Source organism: Kaistella polysaccharea (assembly GCF_020410745.1).
Classification (GTDB): Bacteria; Bacteroidota; Bacteroidia; order Flavobacteriales; family Weeksellaceae; genus Kaistella; species Kaistella polysaccharea.
This window is the reverse complement of record NZ_CP084528.1, coordinates 1,834,546-1,855,948: the sequence shown is the minus strand read 5'-3', so window position 1 is coordinate 1,855,948 and position 21,403 is coordinate 1,834,546. Positions and strand designations below refer to the sequence as shown.

The window sequence follows — 21,403 nt, the reverse complement described above, 5'->3', positions numbered from 1 at the left end:
ATTTTATTTATTTTTACTACATCATTTTACGCGCTATGTTTAAAAAATCGTTACAAATATTCTTTATTTTATTGCTTTCCCTTTGTTTTGGACAGCAAAATGAAGAATTTAAAGAAGTGACGAAATTTTACGATTACCAGCGCTACATGCTCAATAAAGAATTTAAAAAACGGTTTGATAGTGAAGCTGATAATGCAAATAAATTGACGGTACGCAATGACTTTCAGGAGTTTATGGTAAAATTAGACAGTATTCAGAATAATGCGCTCGTGAATGCTTTAATAAAAGTTAAAATCCGGGAGGATCTAAGTAAATTTTTCCTTAAAGATGAAAATCACTTAAATACAGCAAATGCTAAGAAGGCAGAACTTACAAAAGATGCAAAATATCCCGGAGGTTTTGAAATGATGCGGCAGCAGATCACCAATGTTTTCTATACTGATGCAGTACTTACGGATCAGAAAATTATGCGGACAAACCTTATTTTTGTTGTTGAGAAAGATGGTTCTATAAGCAGTGTAAAGGCAGATGGTGAAAATTTCACCTTTAACAGACAGGCGGAAATTGCACTGTACCTTTTGCCCGATAAATTTTCTCCCGCATATATAAAAGGTGCCGCAGTGCGTTACCGGTTTCGGCTTCCTTTAGCTATGAATTTTGAGTAAAGCAAAGTTTGTTCTTACCAGCGAATGATGACGAATATAATTCTATATTTGATTAAAATTAACCGATGAAAAAATTAATACTTTTTGTAGTTTTCGCCGCAGGATTCCTCACTGTAAATGCACAGGAGGTTGATGCAGAAAAGCAGAATGATATCATGATCAGTCCAATTGAGCTGATTGCCGGTCCCGCCTTAAATATTTCGTATGAAAGGTTGCTTAGTAATGACTCTGGAATCGGAATTAATGCAATCATATTATTCGATAATAATGACGAAGACAGTGGCATAACTTCACAAATTTCGCCTTATTATCGCATGTATTTTGGTAAAAAATATGCTTCGGGATTTTTCGTGGAAGGATTTGCACCCATTACGACTTCAAATAACGGAACGTATTACTATAATGCAGGACCAGGCTATTACGACACTTCTTTTACGCCGGAGAAAAATACCACGATTGGTTTGGGAATCGGTTTTGGAGGTAAGTGGGTAGCGAAGCGTAATATTGTTTTCGAAGCAAGTGCTGGAATTGCACGTAGATTTGGCAGCGGAAACTTTGATAAAATTACAGGCAAAGGAATGTTAGGAATTGGATATCGATTCTAACTTTTAAATATTTACATTGAAAAGGTTCACTATTTTGCGGAACCTTTTTTTATTTAATAAACCACTGATTTAATTTACCATGATGTTTACCGATGAATATTTTATGAAAATGGCTTTAATGGAAGCTCAAATCGCCTATGAAAACGAGGAGATTCCTGTTGGATGTATCGTTGTTTCAAATAATAGAATTATCGCCAAAGCACATAATCTCACAGAGACTTTGAATGATGTTACCGCACACGCAGAAATGCAGGCTATTACATCAGCGGCCAATTTTTTGGGTGGAAAATATCTGCAAAACTGTACGCTTTATGTCACGCTGGAGCCTTGCGTGATGTGTGCTGGAGCCCTAAACTGGTCGCAGATTTCTAAGGTAGTAATCGGGGCGAGAGATGAACAAAGAGGTTTTCTAAATAAGTCATTAACCCTTCATCCGAAAACTGAAATAACGATTGGGGTTATGGAAAATGAATGTTCCCAAATCGTAAAAGAATTCTTTAAATTTAAAAGATAAAACTAATGACATTGGTAGTCAAAAAGGCTGCGTTTGCTTAATTTTCCTGGAGTAGAACTTGGTTTAGAATCTACTATTTTATAAACAAATAACCTTTCAAAATCTGTAGGAAATTTTTCCTCGCTGATTTCCAAATTTTTTACAGTGAAAACTTCGTTAGATGAATCGAAGTCATAATCACCATTATTCAAAATCCTTCTTTCAATATCGGTATCTAAATCCGGAGAAAAAGTGACAAAGTTATATTCATTATCACTGATGATAGAATCCTGATTATAATAATTCTGCAGTTTTTCCACAGACATTTCTACCTGCATTTCATCAGAGTCAGAAATTATTAAATTTTCATATGATGATAATCCGTATTCTACGCGTAATTTATTATGGGAAATTTTCCCTTTAACAGGTGGCAGAATAGTTTCAGAATTAAAATACAAAATGATAAAATCATTAAAATCTCCTATATTATATTCTGAACTGAATTTATTATCAACTTCATCATTTCCAACATAATTAGCGAGGATGAGGTTTGAAATTGGTTTTTCAAAAGTCTTCGCGAGCGGAAAAGGGACGCATTTTGCCTTCTTTTTGAGAACAGAATAGAGCACATCTGAAGAGGTCGCCACATAGATGTTTTCTTTTAGATTTACACCTTTGAACATTATTCTAGTGCCGGTGATTTCTGAATTAAATCTACCGAAAACGTGAAATGGTTCCTTCGGGACAGCTGGTATGAAATCAATTTCTTCGTCAACCTGTTCATATTTTCCCGCTATCACCGTATTAGATCTTATTACCGCAAACTCACTATTGTCGAACAAAAGCCAATGAGAAACCACATCATAAGGATTTGTAGAAGAAATTTGATAACTGCCGACAAGACTTTTCTGAGCCCAAAAAAATTGGGTTATCAATAAAAAAAACAGAGGTAAAATAACTATTTTTTTCATTCAAATTTTTATAAGTCTTTACCTAAATAATACAGTCCTTTCAACGTATGAAGTCGATCAGCAATATGAATTTTATGGGTCAATGGTTTATAAACGTGCGATACACCGCCCGTCGCAATAACAAAACAGTCGTCATTTACCTCATCATTTATACGGTCTATAAAACCTTCTACCATTCCTAAATATCCGTATACCATTCCGCTTTGCATGCAGGAAACGGTATCTAAACCTAAAACAGATTTCGGCTTAACCAGTTCAATTTCGGGGAGTTGCGCAGTATCATGAATTAAAGAGTTAAGCGCCGTGATAATTCCGGGCGCAATAATTACTCCAATTGTTTCCCCTTTTTCATCAATACAACTTGCGGTAAGAGCTGTTCCGAAATCAAAAATTATTTTCTTGCGTCCCGGATATAAATGATGTGCGGCGACTAAGTTTGCGTAAATATCTGTACCCATCTGTTTCGACTTTGGCTGAACGCCCGAGGAGGTCGTACGGTCTACAATAATGGGTTTTTTATGATGAATTTTTTGAATTGCACGCGATACATCGTAGGTTAGTTGAGGAACTACCGATCCAATAATAATCTTTTCGATATTTTCCGGATCTATTTTATGTGTTTGATACATCATCATGAACTGCATCTGCAATTCATCACTGGTTCTGTAGGGTTTTGTATTTAAGATCCAGGAAATATCGCAATTGTCCTCATCAAACAAGCCGAATCTGATATTGGTATTTCCTATATTAATTACAATGGAATTCATTTGTATTTATTTTGAAGGTGTTTCCACAACTTAAAGTAAAAGCTGCGATATCAAATCTTCTTCTTATTTCACTTCCAGGAAATTGTCTTCCGGATTTACGTCTGCAAGTCTTTGTGAAAAGTCAATTCCCATCGCAGTAATTTGCGATTTGTTGTACGGTATTATTAATGAATACTCTTTTTGGGTCCACGGCCAATAACTCATCGTTTTAAAATCACCATAAATATCTTTGCTTTTCCAGGTATGCGTCATGTTAAGTGGAATTTGGAAATTCACTATTTTTTTCTCCGCAGTTAATATTGAAAAATCAATGGGCATCGGAATTGTTCCCTTGTTTTCTAAAGTAATGGTGGTATAGGTTTCATCGTATTTAACCGATTTGATTCCGTAATCAATGGTCTTGGTCGTATTGATCCAGTAATGGTGAAACCAAGTTAAATCCATCCCAGAAATCTGTTGAGCGATATGCATAAAATCTCGATCTGTCGGATGTTTTAGATGCCATTCATTGTAGAATTTCTTCATTACCGAAGACAGGTTTTCTTCCCCGATAATATATCCCAGCTGCACTAAAAATAATTCTCCTTTATAATAGGACGCAAACGAATAAGCGGTTCCATTATCGTGATGATCTCCCAACCAGCCGGCCGGTTCTTCAATTCCGCGTTTTACAAAACTGCGGTACCGCTCGATGGTTTCTGTAAAAGGATTGGCCTTTGGGATTGCAGGCGGGAAAAGTTGATACATGATATAATCATCATAGTAACTTGTAAAACCTTCATCCATCCAAGGGCGAACGCTTTCGTTGTAAGCCATTATCTGTTGGTTCCAGGAATGTCCGCCTTCATGGACCATTAAACCCACCAATCCGTCCAGTGTTTTAGCTTCACCCAAAATCATGGTGCACATACCATATTCCATTCCACCATCACCGCCTTGAATAAAGGAGTACGAAGGGTAAACATATCTGCCGAAAGTGGCGTTCATCAATTGGAAGAACTTCGTTACGTAAGGTTTAGATTCTTGCCATAATTTGGTTTTTTCATTTTTTTGGTAGACGTAGTACACTTTTGGTCCATCTAAAATAACGAATGATTCTACGGTATAATCCCGATCAGCAGCCCAAGCAAAATCCAGCATATTTTTAGCGGTCCACTTCCAAGTCGCTTTATTGTTTTTATCTGATTTTATCGCCGCTTTTGTATCATAACCTTTGACTTCTGATGGGTTTTCTAAAGTTCCACCAGCGCCAATCACATAATTTTTATCAATTTTAATGTTGACTTCAAAATCAGAAAAAGGAGCATGAAATTCTCTTCCGATATAGTCAAAAGTTGCCCACCCATCATAATCGTACTCCGCAATTTTAGGATACCATTGTGTAACCGTCATGTCAATTCCTTCTCGGTTGTTCCTTCCCGCGCGGCGAATTTGCATGGGAATTACTGCATCCCATTCCATAGTAAAAGTAGTAGAAGTGTTTGCTTTTATAGGTGAATCTAAATAAACCTTCATCACCGTTTCCTGAATTTCAAATTTCAGGTTCTTCCCATTTTGCTTGATCCAGTGAATGTTTTGTGCACCTTCCTCTTCTTTAGGAATTGATGCTAAGCGGGAAATGCCGTTAAATTGTAGGCGTGAATCTCCATTTTTCCCCTGACTGGCAATGCGCTGATCCATCATTGATCCAGCTTTAAAGGCATTCCAGTAAAGATGAAAATATACCACATCTAACTCGTCAGGTGAATTGTTGGTATATTTTAAAGTTTGGTTGCCGTTATAGGTGAAATTTTGCGCATCAACATCGATATCCATTTTATACTGAGCGCGTTGCTGGTAATAAGCACCTTTCTGGGCTGAAGATAAAGCGAAAAAGAAGACGAAAATAAGAAGTAAACCTTTATTCATAAATATTCTATTTAAAGTTTTAAAGATAAGAATTTTAGAATTTATGACACTGAAAAGAGACAAAAAAACCTTCCAGATATTAAAGTTCTGGAAGGTTTTAGCGTTTTAATCGATAAATATTAAGAGTTCATCGAGCTGGCGAGAATTTTCTCCAATATTTTTAAAGTAATGAGATAGGTCGGCTTTACGCCGGTCAGTCCAAGTCCTCCTGAAGATAAAGTTGATCCCGTTTCAAGTGGGTTATCGGATGCGTAATACGCATACATTACAAATAAATCTTCCGAAATATGACGCCGTATTTTGGAAGCAACTTGAATTGCTTTTTGATAGTGCGCACCTTCCATCTCCAAACCGATCGCTTTCCAGGAAGTGTCCATAAAATACCGAAGGATATCTTTATTTTGAAGCGAAGTTCCTAAGACGGTAACCATACCACCTTCGAAAGCTTGCAATTCGTCATCTTCAAAATCTGCTAGACTTAAAGCATTCTCAAATGGGTAATTATCTGCCGTTCCTTCAAAAACGTGTGATGTAGGAATCATAATATCTCCTTTTCCACCCATTAAAATTCCAGCTTTACCCATGATGGAAATTGATTTCACCTTCATGGTATATACCTCTTCATTATATTCGTAAGGGCGAAGCAATTCGTCCATAACTTCATAAGCCTGTTCCCCGAAAGCATAATCAAAGACCATAATAACATCATCGCCCGAGTAGTTCATACCTGCAAAAGGCGTGTTGCTCAAATCGGTTTTAGACAAGTCTATTATTTGAACATCAATATTACTTCCGCTCTCGTCATCAATATAAATAAGGCCAGCATCCTGGGAGTGTTTGAGTACTTTTTCCTGCAAGGATTTCTTGTTAGAAATTTCTTCGTACATTTTATAATCGACCTTTTTTGTTACTTTCTTACCGATAGAATCATTTGCAAACAGCATATTCTTTACCGAATGCATATTCGCAGAAATTATATGTAAGGGGCGCATTTGAAGGCCATTTTCAGCCAAAACTTCTTTTACTTTATTCGCCCATTTTTCTCCGAAGAAGTGATGACCCACGCGTTCCCTCAGAATAGCTGAGAAATGAACTTCACGTTCGCGAATTTTTTTGTAATCATTAAAGCTTTCATTACCCAGATGATAAATAATTTTAAAAAGACGATCTGGGTTTTTGTCGTCACCAAAAGTATTATAAGCGTTCAAAGTCTCATCAAATGTTCTTCCCAGAAGAGAAGAAAGATGAATTAACGCGACCTCTTTTTCTTTTCTGCTGAATTTCTTTTCACCAATTGCTACGCCTTCAATAATTTTCCAGGCTCTGGTAGATTTATCAATTTCATCTGAAATAAACGCCAGTTTTCGAATTTTATCCGCTTCTATATATAAGAAGGTAAGGTGGGTTAAAATATCATAGATTTCTGAACGACCCAATAGAACTTCAATGTTCATTTGGTGCTCATCAATGCGATAGCAGTTTCTTCTTCGTTTTTTAGGAACAATTACTTCAAAACTGCCTTTTTCAAAACCTTCGTCGGAAGTGAGGTGAATAAAGGAACACTCTTCAATGCCTTCCGGAAGACGGTCTAAAACGTAAAGAAGTCCGTCAAGCTCTATTTTATTTGGAACGCCCATGGTTCCGTAAATTTCTGGATTGATGGTGGTCAGTAATGACCGAAGACTTTCTCCGGAGATGCCGGCCGGTTTGAAAAAACCGCGATAGAATAAGTGTCGCATGGAAACATAAAGTCTTTCAATTGCTTCAGTTGTTTCTCTTGCACGTGAATTTACCATATTGTAAAATTTCACACAAATATAAGGATTTTCTCTTCAAATCTGTATTCGACGGTTGTACGTGAATAAAAATTCATATCGCTAATATGTGGTTACAATATTATTTCTTCGTTTTTAATAAGTAGTACGGCATAACGCCGTTTTTATAATTGTTGCTATTTTACTAGAAAACACTCTTATTTCTTTATGTTAATTTATCTAAATTTATTTTATTTTCACTTGACCCCATAAAAAAAGGGGGTGTATCGTGTTTTTTTTATGTTTTTGTTGTAATTTTGCTGCAATAAAAACAATATCAAATGGCTAATGTAAGATTTAAGGCTCTGGAATTGCTTTCTCAGAAAGATTATAGAAAAGAAAACGCAGTCGAAGTCCCTTCTAAATTATCTGAATTATTTTGCAAAAAGGTATTCTCTGAAGAAACCATGCGCGAATATTTAACAAAGGAAGCGTTCACTTCTATTCAGAATGCTATTAAAAGAGGTACGAAAATTCAGCGTGATGTTGCAGATCAAATTGCAGTAGCCATGAAAGATTGGTCTCTGAGCAAAGGCGTAACACACTATACGCATTGGTTTCAGCCATTAACAGGTTCAACTGCAGAAAAACATGATTCCTTCTTTACGCCTTTTGAAAGTGACCGTGCGATCGATCGTTTTTCCGGAGGTATGCTTATTCAACAAGAACCTGACGCTTCTTCGTTTCCGAATGGTGGTATTAGAAATACTTTCGAAGCTCGTGGTTATACCGCTTGGGATCCCACGTCGCCAGCATTTATTATGGGAACTACGCTTTGTATTCCTTCTATATTTATATCATATACAGGTGAAACATTAGATTATAAAGCTCCTTTATTACGTGCTTTACATGCAGTTGATGAAGCAGCTACAGATATTTGCCGATCTTATTTTGATAAAAATGTAACCAAAGTGAGTCCTACATTAGGTTGGGAACAGGAATATTTTCTTGTAGATTCTGCTTTGTATCAGTCAAGACCAGATTTGGTTATAACGGGCAAAACGCTTTTAGGTCATTCTCCGGCAAAAGGTCAGCAGCTTGATGATCATTATTTTGGATCAATTCCCACGCGGGTAATGAACTTTATGAAGGAACTTGAAATCCGTTCAATTGAATTGGGAATTCCTGTTACGACCAGACATAATGAAGTAGCGCCAAATCAGTTTGAGTTGGCACCAATGTTCGAGGAGGTAAACGTTGCCGTAGATCATAATTCACTTTTAATGGATTTGATGGCACGGGTCGCCCATAAGCATCACTTCCACATTTTATTTCACGAAAAACCCTTCGCTGGCGTAAATGGAAGTGGAAAACATAATAACTGGAGTCTCGCAACAGACACGGGGGAAAATCTTTTGAGCCCAGGGGCAAATCCGAAAAAAAACCTCCAATTCCTTACCTTTTTTGTAAATACTTTGAAAGCAGTGCATGACTACGCCGATCTTTTGCGTGTCAGCATCGCGTCTGCAGGGAATGATCACCGATTGGGAGCAAATGAAGCACCGCCGGCCATTATTTCTGCCTTTATAGGCTCGCAGCTTTTTGCGGTTTTGGAAGAGCTTGAGAAAGTAAAAGATGGTAAATTATCACCGGAAGAAAAAACAGATTTAAAATTAAATGTAGTTGGAAAAATTCCGAATATTCTCCTAGATAATACAGATCGAAACAGAACCTCACCATTTGCCTTTACAGGGAATAAATTTGAAATTCGCGCTGTAGGATCTTCTGCGAATTGTGCAGAGGTGATGATCGTGATGAATACAATAGCCGCAAAACAATTTCAAACCTTTAAAAAGGAAGTTGATGCGTTGGTTGAAAAAGGGCTGAAAAAAGATGAAGCTATCTTCAATATTTTACGTGAATATATTAAGTCGTGTAAAAATATTATGTTTGAAGGTGATGGATATTCTGCAGAGTGGGCAATTGAAGCGGAAAAAAGAGGACTTAATAATCTAAAAACTACACCAGAAGCTTTAAGCAGAGAACTTGATCCAAAATTTATTGCACTATATGAAGAACTCGGTATTTATACCGCTCGCGAAGCAGAAGCGCGAAATGAAATTAAATTAGAAAAATATTCTTCGGTTATCGCAATAGAAGCGCGAGTTTTAGCAGATATCGCACGAAATCACATTATTCCAAGTGCGTTAAATTATCAAAACCGATTGATAGATAATGTTAAAGGTCTAAAAGAAATTTTTGGTGATGCGGAGTTCAAAACTTTGGCGCAGGAACAAATGAGTTTAATCCGAGGAATTTCAGGACACGTAAGCACTATTAAAGTAGAAGTTGAAAATTTACTTGATGCAATTGCAGAAGCAAAATCGAAAAACTCTTCTAAAGAAATGGCTGAATCTTTCTGTAATGATGTGATTCCGTTTTTTGAGAAAATACGTTTCGCTTCAGATTCACTGGAGATGATGGTGGATGACGAACTTTGGCCATTGACTAAATATCGAGAACTTCTGTTTACCAGATAATACATTTCAAAAATATCAAAAATAAGAAAGCCTCTGAAATAGAGGCTTTTCTGTTTTATTATATAAATAATCCGATAAGGTTATCGATAATACGTATTAACTATATAGAAGAAACTTATAAATGTTAACAAATCATAATAAATAAAAAATTGCAATCCCTGTTTTAAAGGGATTGCGCGGCAAATTCTATTAACATTACAAATAATAATGTTAAAATGTGTTAAAACGCTACTGTATAAAAGGTGATTTCACCCTCACGTTTGCATGAATACCTACTTTTGTATTGCATTTAAAAACAAATATTACATTTAACACAGAGAATCAATATATATGAAGAGAAGAATTTTGTTCTATTTCACTGCCGTGTTTACTACATTATCATTGCAGTCTTGTGTTACCAACTATGTAGTTTCAACACCAACAAGCTACGTATCAGAATACAAATCAAATGCCAAACTTGCTTCAATAGATAGTAAAAAAATTGAAATCGCAAAAAAACAATTGGTAAATAGTTTTCGAGAAGAACAAATCGTTGCTGGGAAAACATTAGAAAATATTGCTAAAAACGAAGAGATTGCAAAAGCAGTTCGTTTTTCTAAAAAAATTGATGATATCCTTACTGAAGCAGAATCTTATTTAGGAACTCCTTATAGATACGGCGGAACAACCAGAAATGGAATTGACTGTTCTGCTTTTGTTTTATCAGTATTTGGAACAAGCGCTGGAGTTGATTTACCAAGAGTAGCAGCTTCTCAGGCTCAACAAGGTGAAAAAATTGAAAAAAGCGAGCTACAGAAAGGAGACTTGGTTTTCTTCTCACATCAAGGAAGAGGTAGAATCTCTCACGTAGGAATTGTAGAAAGTGTAGATTCTGAGGGAACAGTGAAATTTATTCACGCAGCAACTTCCAGAGGAGTTATGATTTCTTCATTGAATGATTCATATTGGGGGCCGAAATTCAGATTTGCAAAGCGGGTACTTTCTCAGGATGCTTTCAATACCAACTACGCACAAAATTAAAAGTAAATAATTGATTTATACTAAAAATCCACCTCTTGTAGGTGGTTTTTTTATTTAGATTAAGTTCTTGCAGTTTGCTCAAAGAAACTTAATGAGCAGCAACGCTGTGTAAAAGATTGTATTAACAGAGAGTTCATCTCGTTTATCAAGTGCGTTATCCTTTTAATGCACCTTGTAAGAAAATAGGTTCTTCCTTACATCATGGTTCAATTTACATTCATTAATTAGATTGTAACTAAACCAAACTGTTACGGTCGGCGTAGTTCAACTTAAAAAATATAAACGTCATTGTAGAAAAAGCCAAGAGCGAACTTCCGCCATAACTGAAGAATGGCAGCGGAATACCAACAGTAGGAAAAAGGCCCATAACCATGCCCAGGTTAATAGAAAAGTGAATCAGCAAGATTGATGCAAAGCAGTAGCCAAAAACCCGATTGAAAGCAGACTTCTGTTTTTCCGAGAGGTAATAAATTCTTCCGATAAATACTGCATATGCAATTACCAGTAATGTGCTGCCCAGAAATCCCCATTCTTCGCCTACAGTACAGAAAATATAATCGGTGCTTTGTTCAGGCACAAATTTCCCTTGGGTCACAGAACCTTCACGATATCCTTTTCCAAAAAATCCACCTGATCCAATTGCGGTTTTAGAATAGAGTAGGTTATAACCCGAAGTATCGCGGAAAGCTTTTTCTCCCTTATATAAAACCTCAATTCGCTCTCGCTGGTGTTTCGGCAATTTTTCCAGGACGTTAGGTGATGCGTAAGCAAGACCGCTTAATAATCCAACACCTCCCACAATTGCTGCGACAGAAATCACGTTCCAATGAATTTTATTTGAATTTAGAAAAACTGCGATCGCTGCAATAATAACAATTGCTCCTACAACATAAAGTGGATTTACCGCTAATGATACTAGAAAAACCGCTGCAACAATAAAACCTACTCCGAAAAACCATCCGGAAAGTCCCTCTCTAAACAACGCGATAAAAAATGCGATAAAAACAAGCAGTGACCCAACATCGGGTATGAATAGAACAACAATACCAGGAATTCCGATAATAGCTAGAGAAGTCCACAGTGATTTTTTATACTTTAAATTAAAGTCGGGACCAGAAACGTAGTTCGCCAACATTAATGCGGTACCTATTTTCGCAAATTCGACCGGTTGTAAACTAACGGGTCCGAATTTGTACCAGTTTTTTTGACCCAAAATTTCGGTACCGAAAGGAAATAAACCAATGAGCAAGAGCAAGCCAACGATATAAATAGGTCCTGCCATATTTTCGAAAAACTTCGTACGCATCATAAAAATTATGATACCTACAAATACTGAAACACCAAACCAAACTGCCTGTCGGGTACCACTTGCAGGCTCCACGCTATAAATATTTGCAATGGCAAAAGCGCACAGTAGAAAGTACAGTGATAATCCAAGTTTATCTATTCCTTCTGCCCACTTCATTTTTTTTGCGAAATTTTAATTTTATTAATAATTGAATCTCTTTGATAGAGAAGCAATTTTTTTTCTTCTTGGTTTTTGGCATTTTCCAACTTCGTTTCTACAGTCTGTAAAAATAAGGAGTCTTTGCTCGGCTCTTTATACAGGCCTTTGCGCTTTAGTTCAACAATCCACTGGCGCTTATATTCTGGCATAAAGCTGGCGTTGATCATTTTTTTGTATAAATTTTCTCTTTTAATTTCCCCGGTCAAATATTTTTCAGCAATAACAGTTGCTGCGGGGCCCGCCCAAGTTGACCCAAACCCTGCATGTTCCATTACGGCAGCAATTACGATTTTAGGATTTTCCGCTGGGGCTGCTAAAACAAAAATCGAATTATCTTTTCCCTGAGGAACCTGCGCCGTTCCTGTTTTCGCCAGCATGGTAAAATCATTCGATTTTAATCCTCGCGCTGTACCATTCAGTACAACGGCTTCCATTCCTTTAATGATGGGATCAAAATGTTTTGCGTCAACTAAAGTTTTGTGTTTTACTTTAAATCGCGGATCGGGATTTGGTTTCCCATCCACAGATTTTACGATATGTGGTGTAAAATACCAACCTTTATTTACGATCGCAGCAACCGCATTTGCCATTTGAAGTGGTGTTAAAAGAACGTCGCCTTGTCCCATTCCATTAAAAATAGATCCATTCATGGTATAAGCTGAGGTCCAGTCTTTTTTGTCACCGCTTCTTTTTTCGTAAAATTCTCCCGTTGGAATTCTCCCTTTGGCACCTACCGCCAGATCATTGTTTAGAAATTCGCCTACACCAAAACTGCTCATGATCTTTTTCCATTCATTTACACCACGAGTTGGATCGCCGGGATATTTGTTCATGATTGCGATATACGCATAAGAAAAATAGCAATTACTTGAAACTTGAATTGCTGGTATTAATGGATCAGCGCCACCGTGACCTTTGATTCTTAATCTATTGTAACTGAAACCACCACCGCACGGAAATACCGTATTCTCATCCATAACACCCATTTGCATGGCTGCTGCGGCGGTAAGAAGTTTAAAAGTAGATCCTGGAGGATATGCAGCTTGTAGAGATCGGTCAAATGTTGGTCGGCTGTTATAAACCGTATCCATTTGTAAGCGATATAAATTCTTTGTTTTTTCTGGGCCTGAAAATAAGTTAGGATCAATGTCTGGTCCCGTCGCAAGAACCAAAATTTCCCCATTCGAAGGATCAATCGCCACGATTGCACCTTGCTTTCCCACCATCATTTCCTCTGCGATCTTTTGCAAATCATAATCGATGGTTAGTGTGAGGTCTTTTCCAGTAACAACATCTCGGTCTAATAATCCATTTTTGTAGGGTCCTATACTTCTTAACTTAATATCTTTTTGAATGTATTGAATTCCTTTTTCCCCACGTAAATCTTTTTCATAGGACTTTTCGATGCCGGTCTTTCCAATAAAATCGCCGGGCAAGTAATAAACCGAATCACTCTTAATATCACGATCGTTCACTTCATTGGTGTAGCCTAAAAGGTTTCCGGAAGTTGAAACTTCATACTGTCGCTGGGGCCGTGACACGATGCTAAAAGCCGGATATTTAAAAATAATTTCCTGAATTCGTGCAATTTCCTCCCGACTTAAATTTTTCATAAACGTCATCGGAGTGAGCTTCGAATAGTATTTTTCTTTTTTTATGGAATTAATATTCTTAATAAAATCTGTTTTACTGATCCGTAATAAATTACAAAAATCTACGGTGTCGAAATCAGGTTTCATCAATGCTTCAGTAAACGATATTTCATAAGAAGGCTGATTGCCGACCAGAATTTTACCATTGCGGTCGAAAATAACACCGCGCTGTGGAATAATATATTCAGTTTTTATCGATGTATTTGCCGCGTTTAGGGCATATCGGTCTGTGAAAAGTTGCAAATAAGCCAACCTTGCTATAAATATAATAGCAATCAGGAAAAGGAAAACGAAAATTTTAATGGTCTGTGATTTCAAACTTTTTGTTTGATTTTAAAGGCTAATGCGTATATGAAGATAAAGATAAATGAAATTGCACTTGTCGCCAAAACATTTAAGAAAATATCGAAAAAACGGGTGAATTTAAAAATTTCGATATACTGTACCAACAGTTGATGTATGAAAATACTCATCAAAATAAAGAGTATAAACTGAGACCATTGTAAAGATTGAAACGAAAAAAAGTCAGTCGATGTATCGGTAGAAGTCCGGAAGATTAAGGTTCGAAAATAGGCAATTACCGTCGTTGCAAAGGCATTGATTCCCCAAGTGTATAGAAAAGCATCAATACCTAATCCCAAGAGAAAACTTAGAAGTAAAAACTGATATTTATTTCTGAAAAATGGATAAAACATCACAAAAACTGGATATATTACCGGTGTATATTTTCCAAAAAGGGTGATCCGGTTCAGCACAAAAACCTGTAATGCAATAAGCAAAACAATTATGATGATGTCTGTAAATAAGGTGCGACTTATCATTTCTCTCTATTTATGGTCACTTGAAGCGTATCTTCAATTTTAGAAACTTCGGCTTTCTTCAGATTTTTCACCACGTATATTTTACTGATGTTCCCCATCTTCTCACTGAGTTCTACAGAGATATCCCAGAAACCTGTTTTACTATCAACTTCATAACCTGCAACTTTACCGATCATGATTCCTTGCGGAAATATCGCAGATTTTCCATCGGTGATTACGGTATCTCCAACTTTCAGCGGAACATATTTTGGAATATCGGCGAGATGCATTACGCGCGAATCTTCTCCACGCCAGGTTAATGTTCCGAAATAGCCAGAATTTTTCAGGGCTGCGTTTATTTTAATTTTATTTATACTTAAAACAGATTGTACAAGAGAATAGGAATTCGTGGTATTAATAACAATTCCCGCAATTCCTCCAGGCGCCATTACTCCCATTTTTGGAAGAACGCCATCTCGTTTCCCCCGGTTAATCGTAAAGTAATTATCTTTTCTATTGATACTGTTAAAGACGATCTCCCCATCCACAAAAGTATAAATCTGTCCGCCTCCTATAGTATCATGAACCTTCCGGAAATGTGGTATTGCAGATTCGTTTTTGCCATAAACCTGCTCCATCAAAACTTTATTTTGCGCCACAAGTTGATCGTTGGTTTGCTTCAATTTTAAATAAGAAGCACCTTCGTCGATATAGCCAGAAACCCAAGAATTAAATGCCGCAGACTGTCCCGCAATCCATGACTGTTGCATTGAATTTCGGCTGAAAATCAATACTAAAGCTATGAGTTGCAGAAATATAAAGAAGACGAATAAACCGTTCTTCGAAAATAATCTCAGCAAAAATCCCATCCAGTAATTAAAAAAAGTTTAAATTATTTAATCAGGAAATTGAATTTATCCATATTTTTCAATGCGATTCCTGTTCCGCGAACAACCGCTCTTAACGGATCTTCAGCTACAAAAACAGGAAGACCCGTCTTTCTGTGAAGTCTGTCGGCAAGTCCTCTTAACAAAGCACCGCCGCCAGCTAGATAAATTCCGGTTTTATAAATATCGGCCGCCAATTCTGGTGGTGTTAGAGAAAGGGTTTCCATTACAGCATCTTCGATTCTGATAATAGACTTATCTAATGCACGCGCGATTTCTTTATAGTTCACCATAATTTCTTTAGGTTTACCTGTAATTAAATCTCGACCTTGAACTGGAATATCTTCGATATCTACATCGAGTTCTTCAACAGCAGATCCAACTTCAATTTTCACCCGTTCTGCAGTGCGTTCGCCGATGTATAAATTATGATGAGTTCTTAGATAATAGGCAATATCATTAGTAAAAACATCACCCGCAATTTTCACTGATTTATCACAAACAATTCCGCCGAGAGCTACTACCGCAATTTCGGTTGTTCCTCCACCTATGTCAATAATCATGTTACCTTCAGGTTTCTGAACATCAATCCCAACTCCTATTGCAGCTGCCATTGGTTCATAAATTAAACGAACTTCTTTTGCATTTACTTTCTGCGCAGAATCTCTTACCGCTCGTTTTTCAACTTCGGTAATTCCAGAAGGAATACAGATTACAATTTTTAACGTTGGTTGAAAAAGCTTCCCTTTGATACCCGGAATTTGTTTAATAAACTCTTTTATCATATGCTCAGAAGCATGAAAATCAGCGATTACTCCATCTTTCAATGGTCTAATTGTTTTAATATCTTCATGGGTTTTCCCCTGCATGTGTTTCGCTTTCTCTCCTACAGCAATCGGTTTTCCCGAAGAACGCTCTATCGCTACTATTGATGGTTGATCAATTACGATTTTATTATTGTGTATGATAAGTGTGTTCGCTGTTCCTAAATCAATCGCAATGTCTTGCGTGAACATATCAAATAACCCCATTTTATGCTAATTTTTTTAAGTGTACAAAGATATAGATTTAGAACCGTTCTAAAAATTACATCGCCACTAAATTTGGTTAAAATTTTATTAAAATTCATCAGTATTCTAAGATAACTTTGTAATTGGCAAAATATTTCATCTTTAATGAAAATGTGAAAAACTGTAGGCAGCGTTTATAGTTTCATGTGATAATCATCATAGGCAACATTCTTCCTTAATTCAATTTAAAACCCTAAATTTGCCCTTGGTCTATGATTAAGGATACTAACATTCATAAAACTGCCAATTTTGCAGTCCTTAGCGTCAGTTTTGAGAAAGCAGATGCAGAGATAAGGGGTAAATTTGCTTTTTTTGATGACAATGTAAAAAAGTTTGTCAACCAAATTCATGATTTGAATCTGGGTGATGCTTTTGTGGTGTCTACTTGCAACCGCACCGAAATTTATACCACAACTCAAAATTATCTCTTAATCGCAGAATTGTATTGTAAGATCGTAGGCGTTACGCTAACCGATTTTATGCAGTACGTTCATATTTTAAAACATGAAGAAGCGCTGAATCATCTTTTTCGTGTCGCTGCTGGTTTAGAAAGTCAAATTATTGGTGATTTTGAAATCATTGGGCAGATCAAAAATGCTTATCACCGGTTCCGTAAAGAGAAAAAATATGCAAATCCGTTTATGGAGAGAGCAATTAATTCTGCTATTCAAATCTCAAAAAGAATTAAAAATGAAACGGGCATTTCCCATGGTGCTGCTTCGGTATCGTACGCGGCGGTTCATTATATTCTAAAAAATCAAACTCAAATATCAGATAAAAACATCCTTCTTCTCGGCGTTGGCGAAATCGGTCAAAATACGGTGGAGAATTTGGTGAAACATGTTTATAACCCAAGAGTTAAAATTGCAAATAGATCTGCTGATAAAGCGGAAAAAATTGCAGATAAGTACAAAATCCCTTATATCGAATTCGAAAGTTTCCAAGATGAACTTAGCCAGACCGATATTTTAATCGTTGCTACGGGGGCTCAACATCCAATTATTAATAAATCTCATTTTCCGAATGGTAAAGAAACTTTGGTTATCGACTTATCCATTCCCAATAATGTGGAAAAGGATATTGTTGAGAATCAAAACGTAAGTTTGGTAGATGTTGATCAGTTGTCCCTGCATATTAACGAGACCATGGTGCAGCGCCAAAAAGAAATCCCCAAAGCCGAGGAAATCATCAAGGAAATGACGAAGGATTTTCTGGAATGGGAGAAAAAAAGAAAATTAGTACCGAATATTCATCATTTTAAAGCAGTCCTGAAAAACATGGAACGTAATGAAATGCACAATATTCACAAAAAACATAAATATGTAGACGTTGCAGATATGCAGCTTTCAGATCGTATGATTCAAAAAATTACGAACCGGTTTGCGAAATTTATAATAGACAACCCGTGGAAAGCTGAAGAAATTAGTAAACTTATGCATGAAATTTTAGTAGAACAGCCAAATAATGAGTTCAATGAGAAGCATTAAAATTGGGACGAGAAACTCGCCGCTGGCCTTGTGGCAAGCACGGGAAGTCGCCAGAAATCTGCAGAATAGAAATTATAAAACAGATATTACACCGATTCTATCTTCCGGAGATAAAAATTTGACGGAACCTTTATATGCAATGGGCATTACAGGTATCTTCACCAAAGATCTGGATATGGCCCTTTTAAATAAAGAAGTTGATATCGCTGTACATTCTTTAAAAGATATTCCCACCCAACTGCCAGAAAATATAGAGATCATCGCCGTTTTAGAACGCGATTATCCTCAAGATGTGTTGGTGAGAAAAAACTCGTCTCAGCACAAAGAGTTGCACGATCTGAAAATAGCAACCAGCAGTTTGCGTCGTCGGGCTTTTTGGTTAAAGACCTATCCCGAAACTGAATTTTCAGATATTCGTGGTAATGTTCAAACACGTTTGCAAAAGCTTGAAGAACAAGATTTTGACGCTACTTTATTTTCTTTAGCTGCGATTGAAAGAATGGGTTTAGATGTTAATTATGAACACCTTCCTATGATGATTTCTGCACCAGCACAAGGAGTTGTCGCTGTATGCGGTCGTGCTGATGATAATGAAATTAAAGAAATTTTCAAAGAAGTAAATCACCGCAACACCAGAATCTGTATAGAAATCGAACGCGAATTTCTAAGCGCTTTAGAAGGTGGATGTACTGCGCCAATTGGGGCTTTCGCTGTAATAAATGATTTAGATGAGGTCCGATTCGTTGGCCGTCTTTGTTCTCTAGATGGAAAAGATTGTATTGAAACTGATGAAATATTCCAGTGGAATGCGGAAGATAATTTCGGCGAAATGATGGCACAGAAAATTATCGAAAATGGCGGAGCTGAAATTATGCAGCATATAAAACGAGAACTTCACTAATTAGTTTCTCTTGCTTAATCTGAAATTTATTGGTGTGTAATGAATATTCTGTTTACAAAAATGCTTGATGAAAAAGAAGTTTCCGATGTATTGGGAATAGAAATCTCATCTTCATTTTTAGAAGTTATTAAAATTAATTTTAAGAAAACACCACCTTTTCCACTCGATAATAAATCGCTTATTTTCACCAGTGTTAACGGTGTAGAAGCTTGTTTTAATAACGGTTTTAAACCTCATGAAAATTTTGCCGAACGTAATTTTAATAAAATTTACTGTGTTGGAAAAAAAACCAAACAACAACTTAGAAAGTACGGTTTCGGTGTTTTTAAAATGAAAAAGAATGCGAAAGAACTTTCAGAATTTATTATTGACAATTGCAATAAAGAAAGTTTCATTCATTTCTGTGGAGATTTAGCATTGGATATTCTTCAGAAAAAATTACCGCTACAAAATATCGGATATCGAAAAGTTGTCGTTTATGAAACGGAACTTTTATATCCTACAACCGAGGCAAAATATGATGCTGTTGCTTTTTTTTCCCCAAGTGGAGTGCGCAGTTTCATCAAAAATAATTCTTTAGACTTTTCGCATATTTTTTCGATTGGTGAAACTACAAGTGCGGAAATCAGCAAACATACAGATAAGAAAATAGTTACAGGCAAACAGAACGATTTGCACAATTTACTGCAACTGATCAAACAAGAAACAAATAAAATTCAACCATAATTGGGAATGTAAAATTCTGGATTATGTTACATGATTATGATAAAAAACGATTTATATCTAAAGGCTTTAAGAGGGGAAACTGTAGAACGTCCACCCGTTTGGATGATGCGACAGGCAGGTAGATTTTTACCAGAATTTCGGGCAATGCGTGATGATTATGATTTCTTTACGAGATGTCGTACGCCGGAACTTGCGTCAGAAATTACCATGATGCCGATTCGAAGATATCCGCTAGATGCTGCAATTCTTTTCTCAGATATATTGGTGGTTCCACAAGCGATGGGTATTGATTTTGAAATGCGCGAAGGTGTTGGACCTTGGTTAGAAAAACCAATTCGAACTTTGGAAGATGTTCAAAATATTCCAGTTCCAGATGTGAATGAAACTTTGGGTTATGTTTTCGATGCCATCGAAATGACTTTACATAAATTAGATAACGATATTCCTTTGATCGGTTTCGCCGGCTCTCCGTGGACGATTTTATGCTATTGTATCGAAGGAAAAGGCTCAAAAGCCTGGGACGTTGCAAAAAGTTTTTGTTTTAAAAATCCAGAAGCTGCGCACTTATTATTACAGAAAATCACCGATACCACTATCGCGTATCTGAAGAGAAAAGTAGAAAAAGGAGTTTCAGCGGTGCAGGTATTTGATTCTTGGGGCGGGACTTTGTCGCCGGAGGATTATCAAATTTTTTCCTGGCCCTATATCAATCAGATTGTAGAAGCACTGAGCCCGCTCACACATGTTGTTGTTTTTGGGAAAGGTTGCTGGTTCGCATTAGAAGAAATGACGTTATCGAAAGTTTCTGCTTTGGGTGTCGATTGGACGATCAGACCGGAATTAGCAAGAACCTTAACAAATCATACCATGACTTTGCAGGGGAATTTTGATCCAAATAGATTAAATTCTTCGCCGGAAACTATCAAAAAAATGGTGAATGAAATGATCAACCGTTTTGGAAAAGACCGGTATATTGCAAATTTAGGTCACGGAATCTTACCGAATATACCTTTAGAAAATGCAGAAGCATTTATCCGCGCCGTGGTGGATTGGAAACCGAACTAAAATTTATTGACCATATTATAAGGACACCTCTTTTCGATGTGTCTTTTTTTTTAAAGAATATTGTCCGTTTTCTCGATTTCGTAATATAACAATTCCTCATCATCATGAGGTAAATGTATGGTTTTGATATATTTTAATCCCAGTTTCTTAATAAGTTTTTGTGAAGATAGATTAGCTTTAGCAGTAATATCAGAGATCTTTTTAAGTTTAAAATTCCGAAATATGGTTGATAATAAATGAGATGCAGCTTCAAAAGCGTACCCTTTTCCTTCAAATTCCGGAAGAAAAGAAAAGCCGATATCGTGGACATCCAAACCTTCTCTGTCGAAAATACCTACGGCTCCCAATTTTTTATCATCCAATTTTCTGATGATGACATAATTTCCGTAACCTAACCGTTCCAGCTGCGGAAGAAATTTTAATTTAATATAATCGGCTGCATCTTCAATTGTTTTAATATTTCGGTCACCGATGAATTCAATAAATCGCGGTGAATTATATAGACCAAATAAAAATTCTGCGTCTTGAAGATCGATCGGTTTTAAAAACAATCTTTCGGTTTCCATTTTATTATGCATGTTAATG

19 protein-coding genes are annotated in these 21,403 nt (G+C 36.6%); 9 read left to right on the top strand and 10 right to left on the bottom strand.

What is annotated here, in order from left to right; all coding sequences use genetic code 11:
- Window positions 1-35 precede the first annotated feature (35 nt).
- The 3 genes from LC814_RS08705 (at window position 36) to LC814_RS08695 (ending at window position 1,784) form a co-directional block, all read left to right on the top strand.
- Entirely contained in the window at window positions 36-665 is a 630-nt protein-coding gene (locus tag LC814_RS08705) for a hypothetical protein (protein WP_226063545.1), read from the top strand.
- 65 nt (window positions 666-730) lie between these two features.
- Window positions 731-1,270, top strand: a complete 540-nt coding sequence (locus tag LC814_RS08700) for a DUF3575 domain-containing protein (protein ID WP_226063544.1) — start codon at window positions 731-733, stop codon at window positions 1,268-1,270.
- 82 nt (window positions 1,271-1,352) lie between these two features.
- Complete coding sequence (locus LC814_RS08695) at window positions 1,353-1,784, top strand: nucleoside deaminase (RefSeq protein WP_226065798.1); 432 nt, start codon at window positions 1,353-1,355, stop codon at window positions 1,782-1,784.
- 2 nt (window positions 1,785-1,786) lie between these two features.
- On the opposite strand, the gene LC814_RS08690 is transcribed toward LC814_RS08695, so the two are convergent.
- From LC814_RS08690 to LC814_RS08675, 4 genes are all read right to left on the bottom strand, one after another.
- Window positions 1,787-2,734 carry a hypothetical protein gene (locus tag LC814_RS08690; protein ID WP_226063543.1) on the bottom strand — a complete coding sequence of 316 codons (948 nt, stop codon included), beginning with the start codon at window positions 2,732-2,734 and terminating at the stop codon, window positions 1,787-1,789.
- An 8-nt stretch (window positions 2,735-2,742) separates the two neighbouring features.
- Entirely contained in the window at window positions 2,743-3,501 is a 759-nt protein-coding gene (locus LC814_RS08685; RefSeq protein ID WP_226063542.1) for a type III pantothenate kinase, read from the bottom strand.
- 63 nt (window positions 3,502-3,564) lie between these two features.
- Complete coding sequence (locus LC814_RS08680; RefSeq protein ID WP_226063541.1) at window positions 3,565-5,409, bottom strand: M1 family metallopeptidase; 1,845 nt, start codon at window positions 5,407-5,409, stop codon at window positions 3,565-3,567.
- 119 nt (window positions 5,410-5,528) lie between these two features.
- Window positions 5,529-7,205, bottom strand: coding sequence for a DUF6909 family protein (locus LC814_RS08675; RefSeq protein WP_226063540.1), 1,677 nt, complete (start codon window positions 7,203-7,205; stop codon window positions 5,529-5,531).
- Window positions 7,206-7,504: 299 nt separating this feature from the next.
- Here LC814_RS08675 and LC814_RS08670 point away from each other — a divergent pair, with 299 nt between their 5' ends.
- Window positions 7,505-9,703 carry a glutamine synthetase III family protein gene (locus tag LC814_RS08670; RefSeq protein ID WP_226063539.1) on the top strand — a complete coding sequence of 733 codons (2,199 nt, stop codon included), beginning with the start codon at window positions 7,505-7,507 and terminating at the stop codon, window positions 9,701-9,703.
- A 330-nt stretch (window positions 9,704-10,033) separates the two neighbouring features.
- The gene (locus tag LC814_RS08665; protein WP_226063538.1) at window positions 10,034-10,723 is read left to right on the top strand and encodes a C40 family peptidase; all 690 of its coding nucleotides are present in this window, start codon (window positions 10,034-10,036) and stop codon (window positions 10,721-10,723) included.
- A gap of 235 nt (window positions 10,724-10,958) precedes the next feature.
- Here the strand turns inward: LC814_RS08665 and rodA are convergent, their stop codons facing one another.
- From rodA to LC814_RS08640, 5 genes are read right to left on the bottom strand one after another with little or no spacing between them, the layout of a single operon-like run.
- Window positions 10,959-12,188 (bottom strand): rod shape-determining protein RodA, encoded by a 1,230-nt coding sequence (rodA, locus tag LC814_RS08660; RefSeq protein ID WP_226063537.1) that lies wholly within the window; start codon window positions 12,186-12,188, stop codon window positions 10,959-10,961.
- Window positions 12,185-14,200, bottom strand: a complete 2,016-nt coding sequence (locus tag LC814_RS08655; protein WP_226063536.1) for a penicillin-binding transpeptidase domain-containing protein — start codon at window positions 14,198-14,200, stop codon at window positions 12,185-12,187. Before LC814_RS08655 ends, rodA begins: the two co-directional genes overlap by 4 nt.
- Window positions 14,197-14,703 (bottom strand): rod shape-determining protein MreD, encoded by a 507-nt coding sequence (locus tag LC814_RS08650; protein ID WP_226063535.1) that lies wholly within the window; start codon window positions 14,701-14,703, stop codon window positions 14,197-14,199. Before LC814_RS08650 ends, LC814_RS08655 begins: the two co-directional genes overlap by 4 nt.
- Window positions 14,700-15,551: a rod shape-determining protein MreC gene (mreC, locus tag LC814_RS08645; protein WP_226063534.1), complete on the bottom strand. Its 852-nt coding sequence runs from the start codon at window positions 15,549-15,551 to the stop codon at window positions 14,700-14,702. The genes LC814_RS08650 and mreC overlap by 4 nt, the downstream gene beginning before the upstream one ends.
- Before the next feature lie 23 nt (window positions 15,552-15,574).
- Window positions 15,575-16,600, bottom strand: a complete 1,026-nt coding sequence (locus tag LC814_RS08640) for a rod shape-determining protein (protein ID WP_039342263.1) — start codon at window positions 16,598-16,600, stop codon at window positions 15,575-15,577.
- A gap of 251 nt (window positions 16,601-16,851) precedes the next feature.
- On the opposite strand from LC814_RS08640, the gene hemA reads away from it, so the two are divergent.
- From hemA to hemE, 4 genes are read left to right on the top strand one after another with little or no spacing between them, the layout of a single operon-like run.
- A complete protein-coding gene (gene hemA / locus LC814_RS08635; protein WP_226063533.1) occupies window positions 16,852-18,126 on the top strand; it encodes a glutamyl-tRNA reductase in 1,275 nt (424 codons plus the stop codon).
- Complete coding sequence (gene hemC / locus LC814_RS08630) at window positions 18,104-19,027, top strand: hydroxymethylbilane synthase (RefSeq protein ID WP_375373392.1); 924 nt, start codon at window positions 18,104-18,106, stop codon at window positions 19,025-19,027. Before hemA ends, hemC begins: the two co-directional genes overlap by 23 nt.
- A 39-nt stretch (window positions 19,028-19,066) precedes the next feature.
- A complete protein-coding gene (locus tag LC814_RS08625; RefSeq protein ID WP_226063531.1) occupies window positions 19,067-19,753 on the top strand; it encodes a uroporphyrinogen-III synthase in 687 nt (228 codons plus the stop codon).
- A 36-nt stretch (window positions 19,754-19,789) separates the two neighbouring features.
- Window positions 19,790-20,818 (top strand): uroporphyrinogen decarboxylase, encoded by a 1,029-nt coding sequence (hemE, locus tag LC814_RS08620; protein ID WP_226063530.1) that lies wholly within the window; start codon window positions 19,790-19,792, stop codon window positions 20,816-20,818.
- Window positions 20,819-20,868: 50 nt separating this feature from the next.
- Here hemE and LC814_RS08615 read toward each other — a convergent pair whose 3' ends face one another.
- Complete coding sequence (locus LC814_RS08615) at window positions 20,869-21,396, bottom strand: GNAT family N-acetyltransferase (RefSeq protein WP_226063529.1); 528 nt, start codon at window positions 21,394-21,396, stop codon at window positions 20,869-20,871.
- Window positions 21,397-21,403 lie beyond the last annotated feature (7 nt).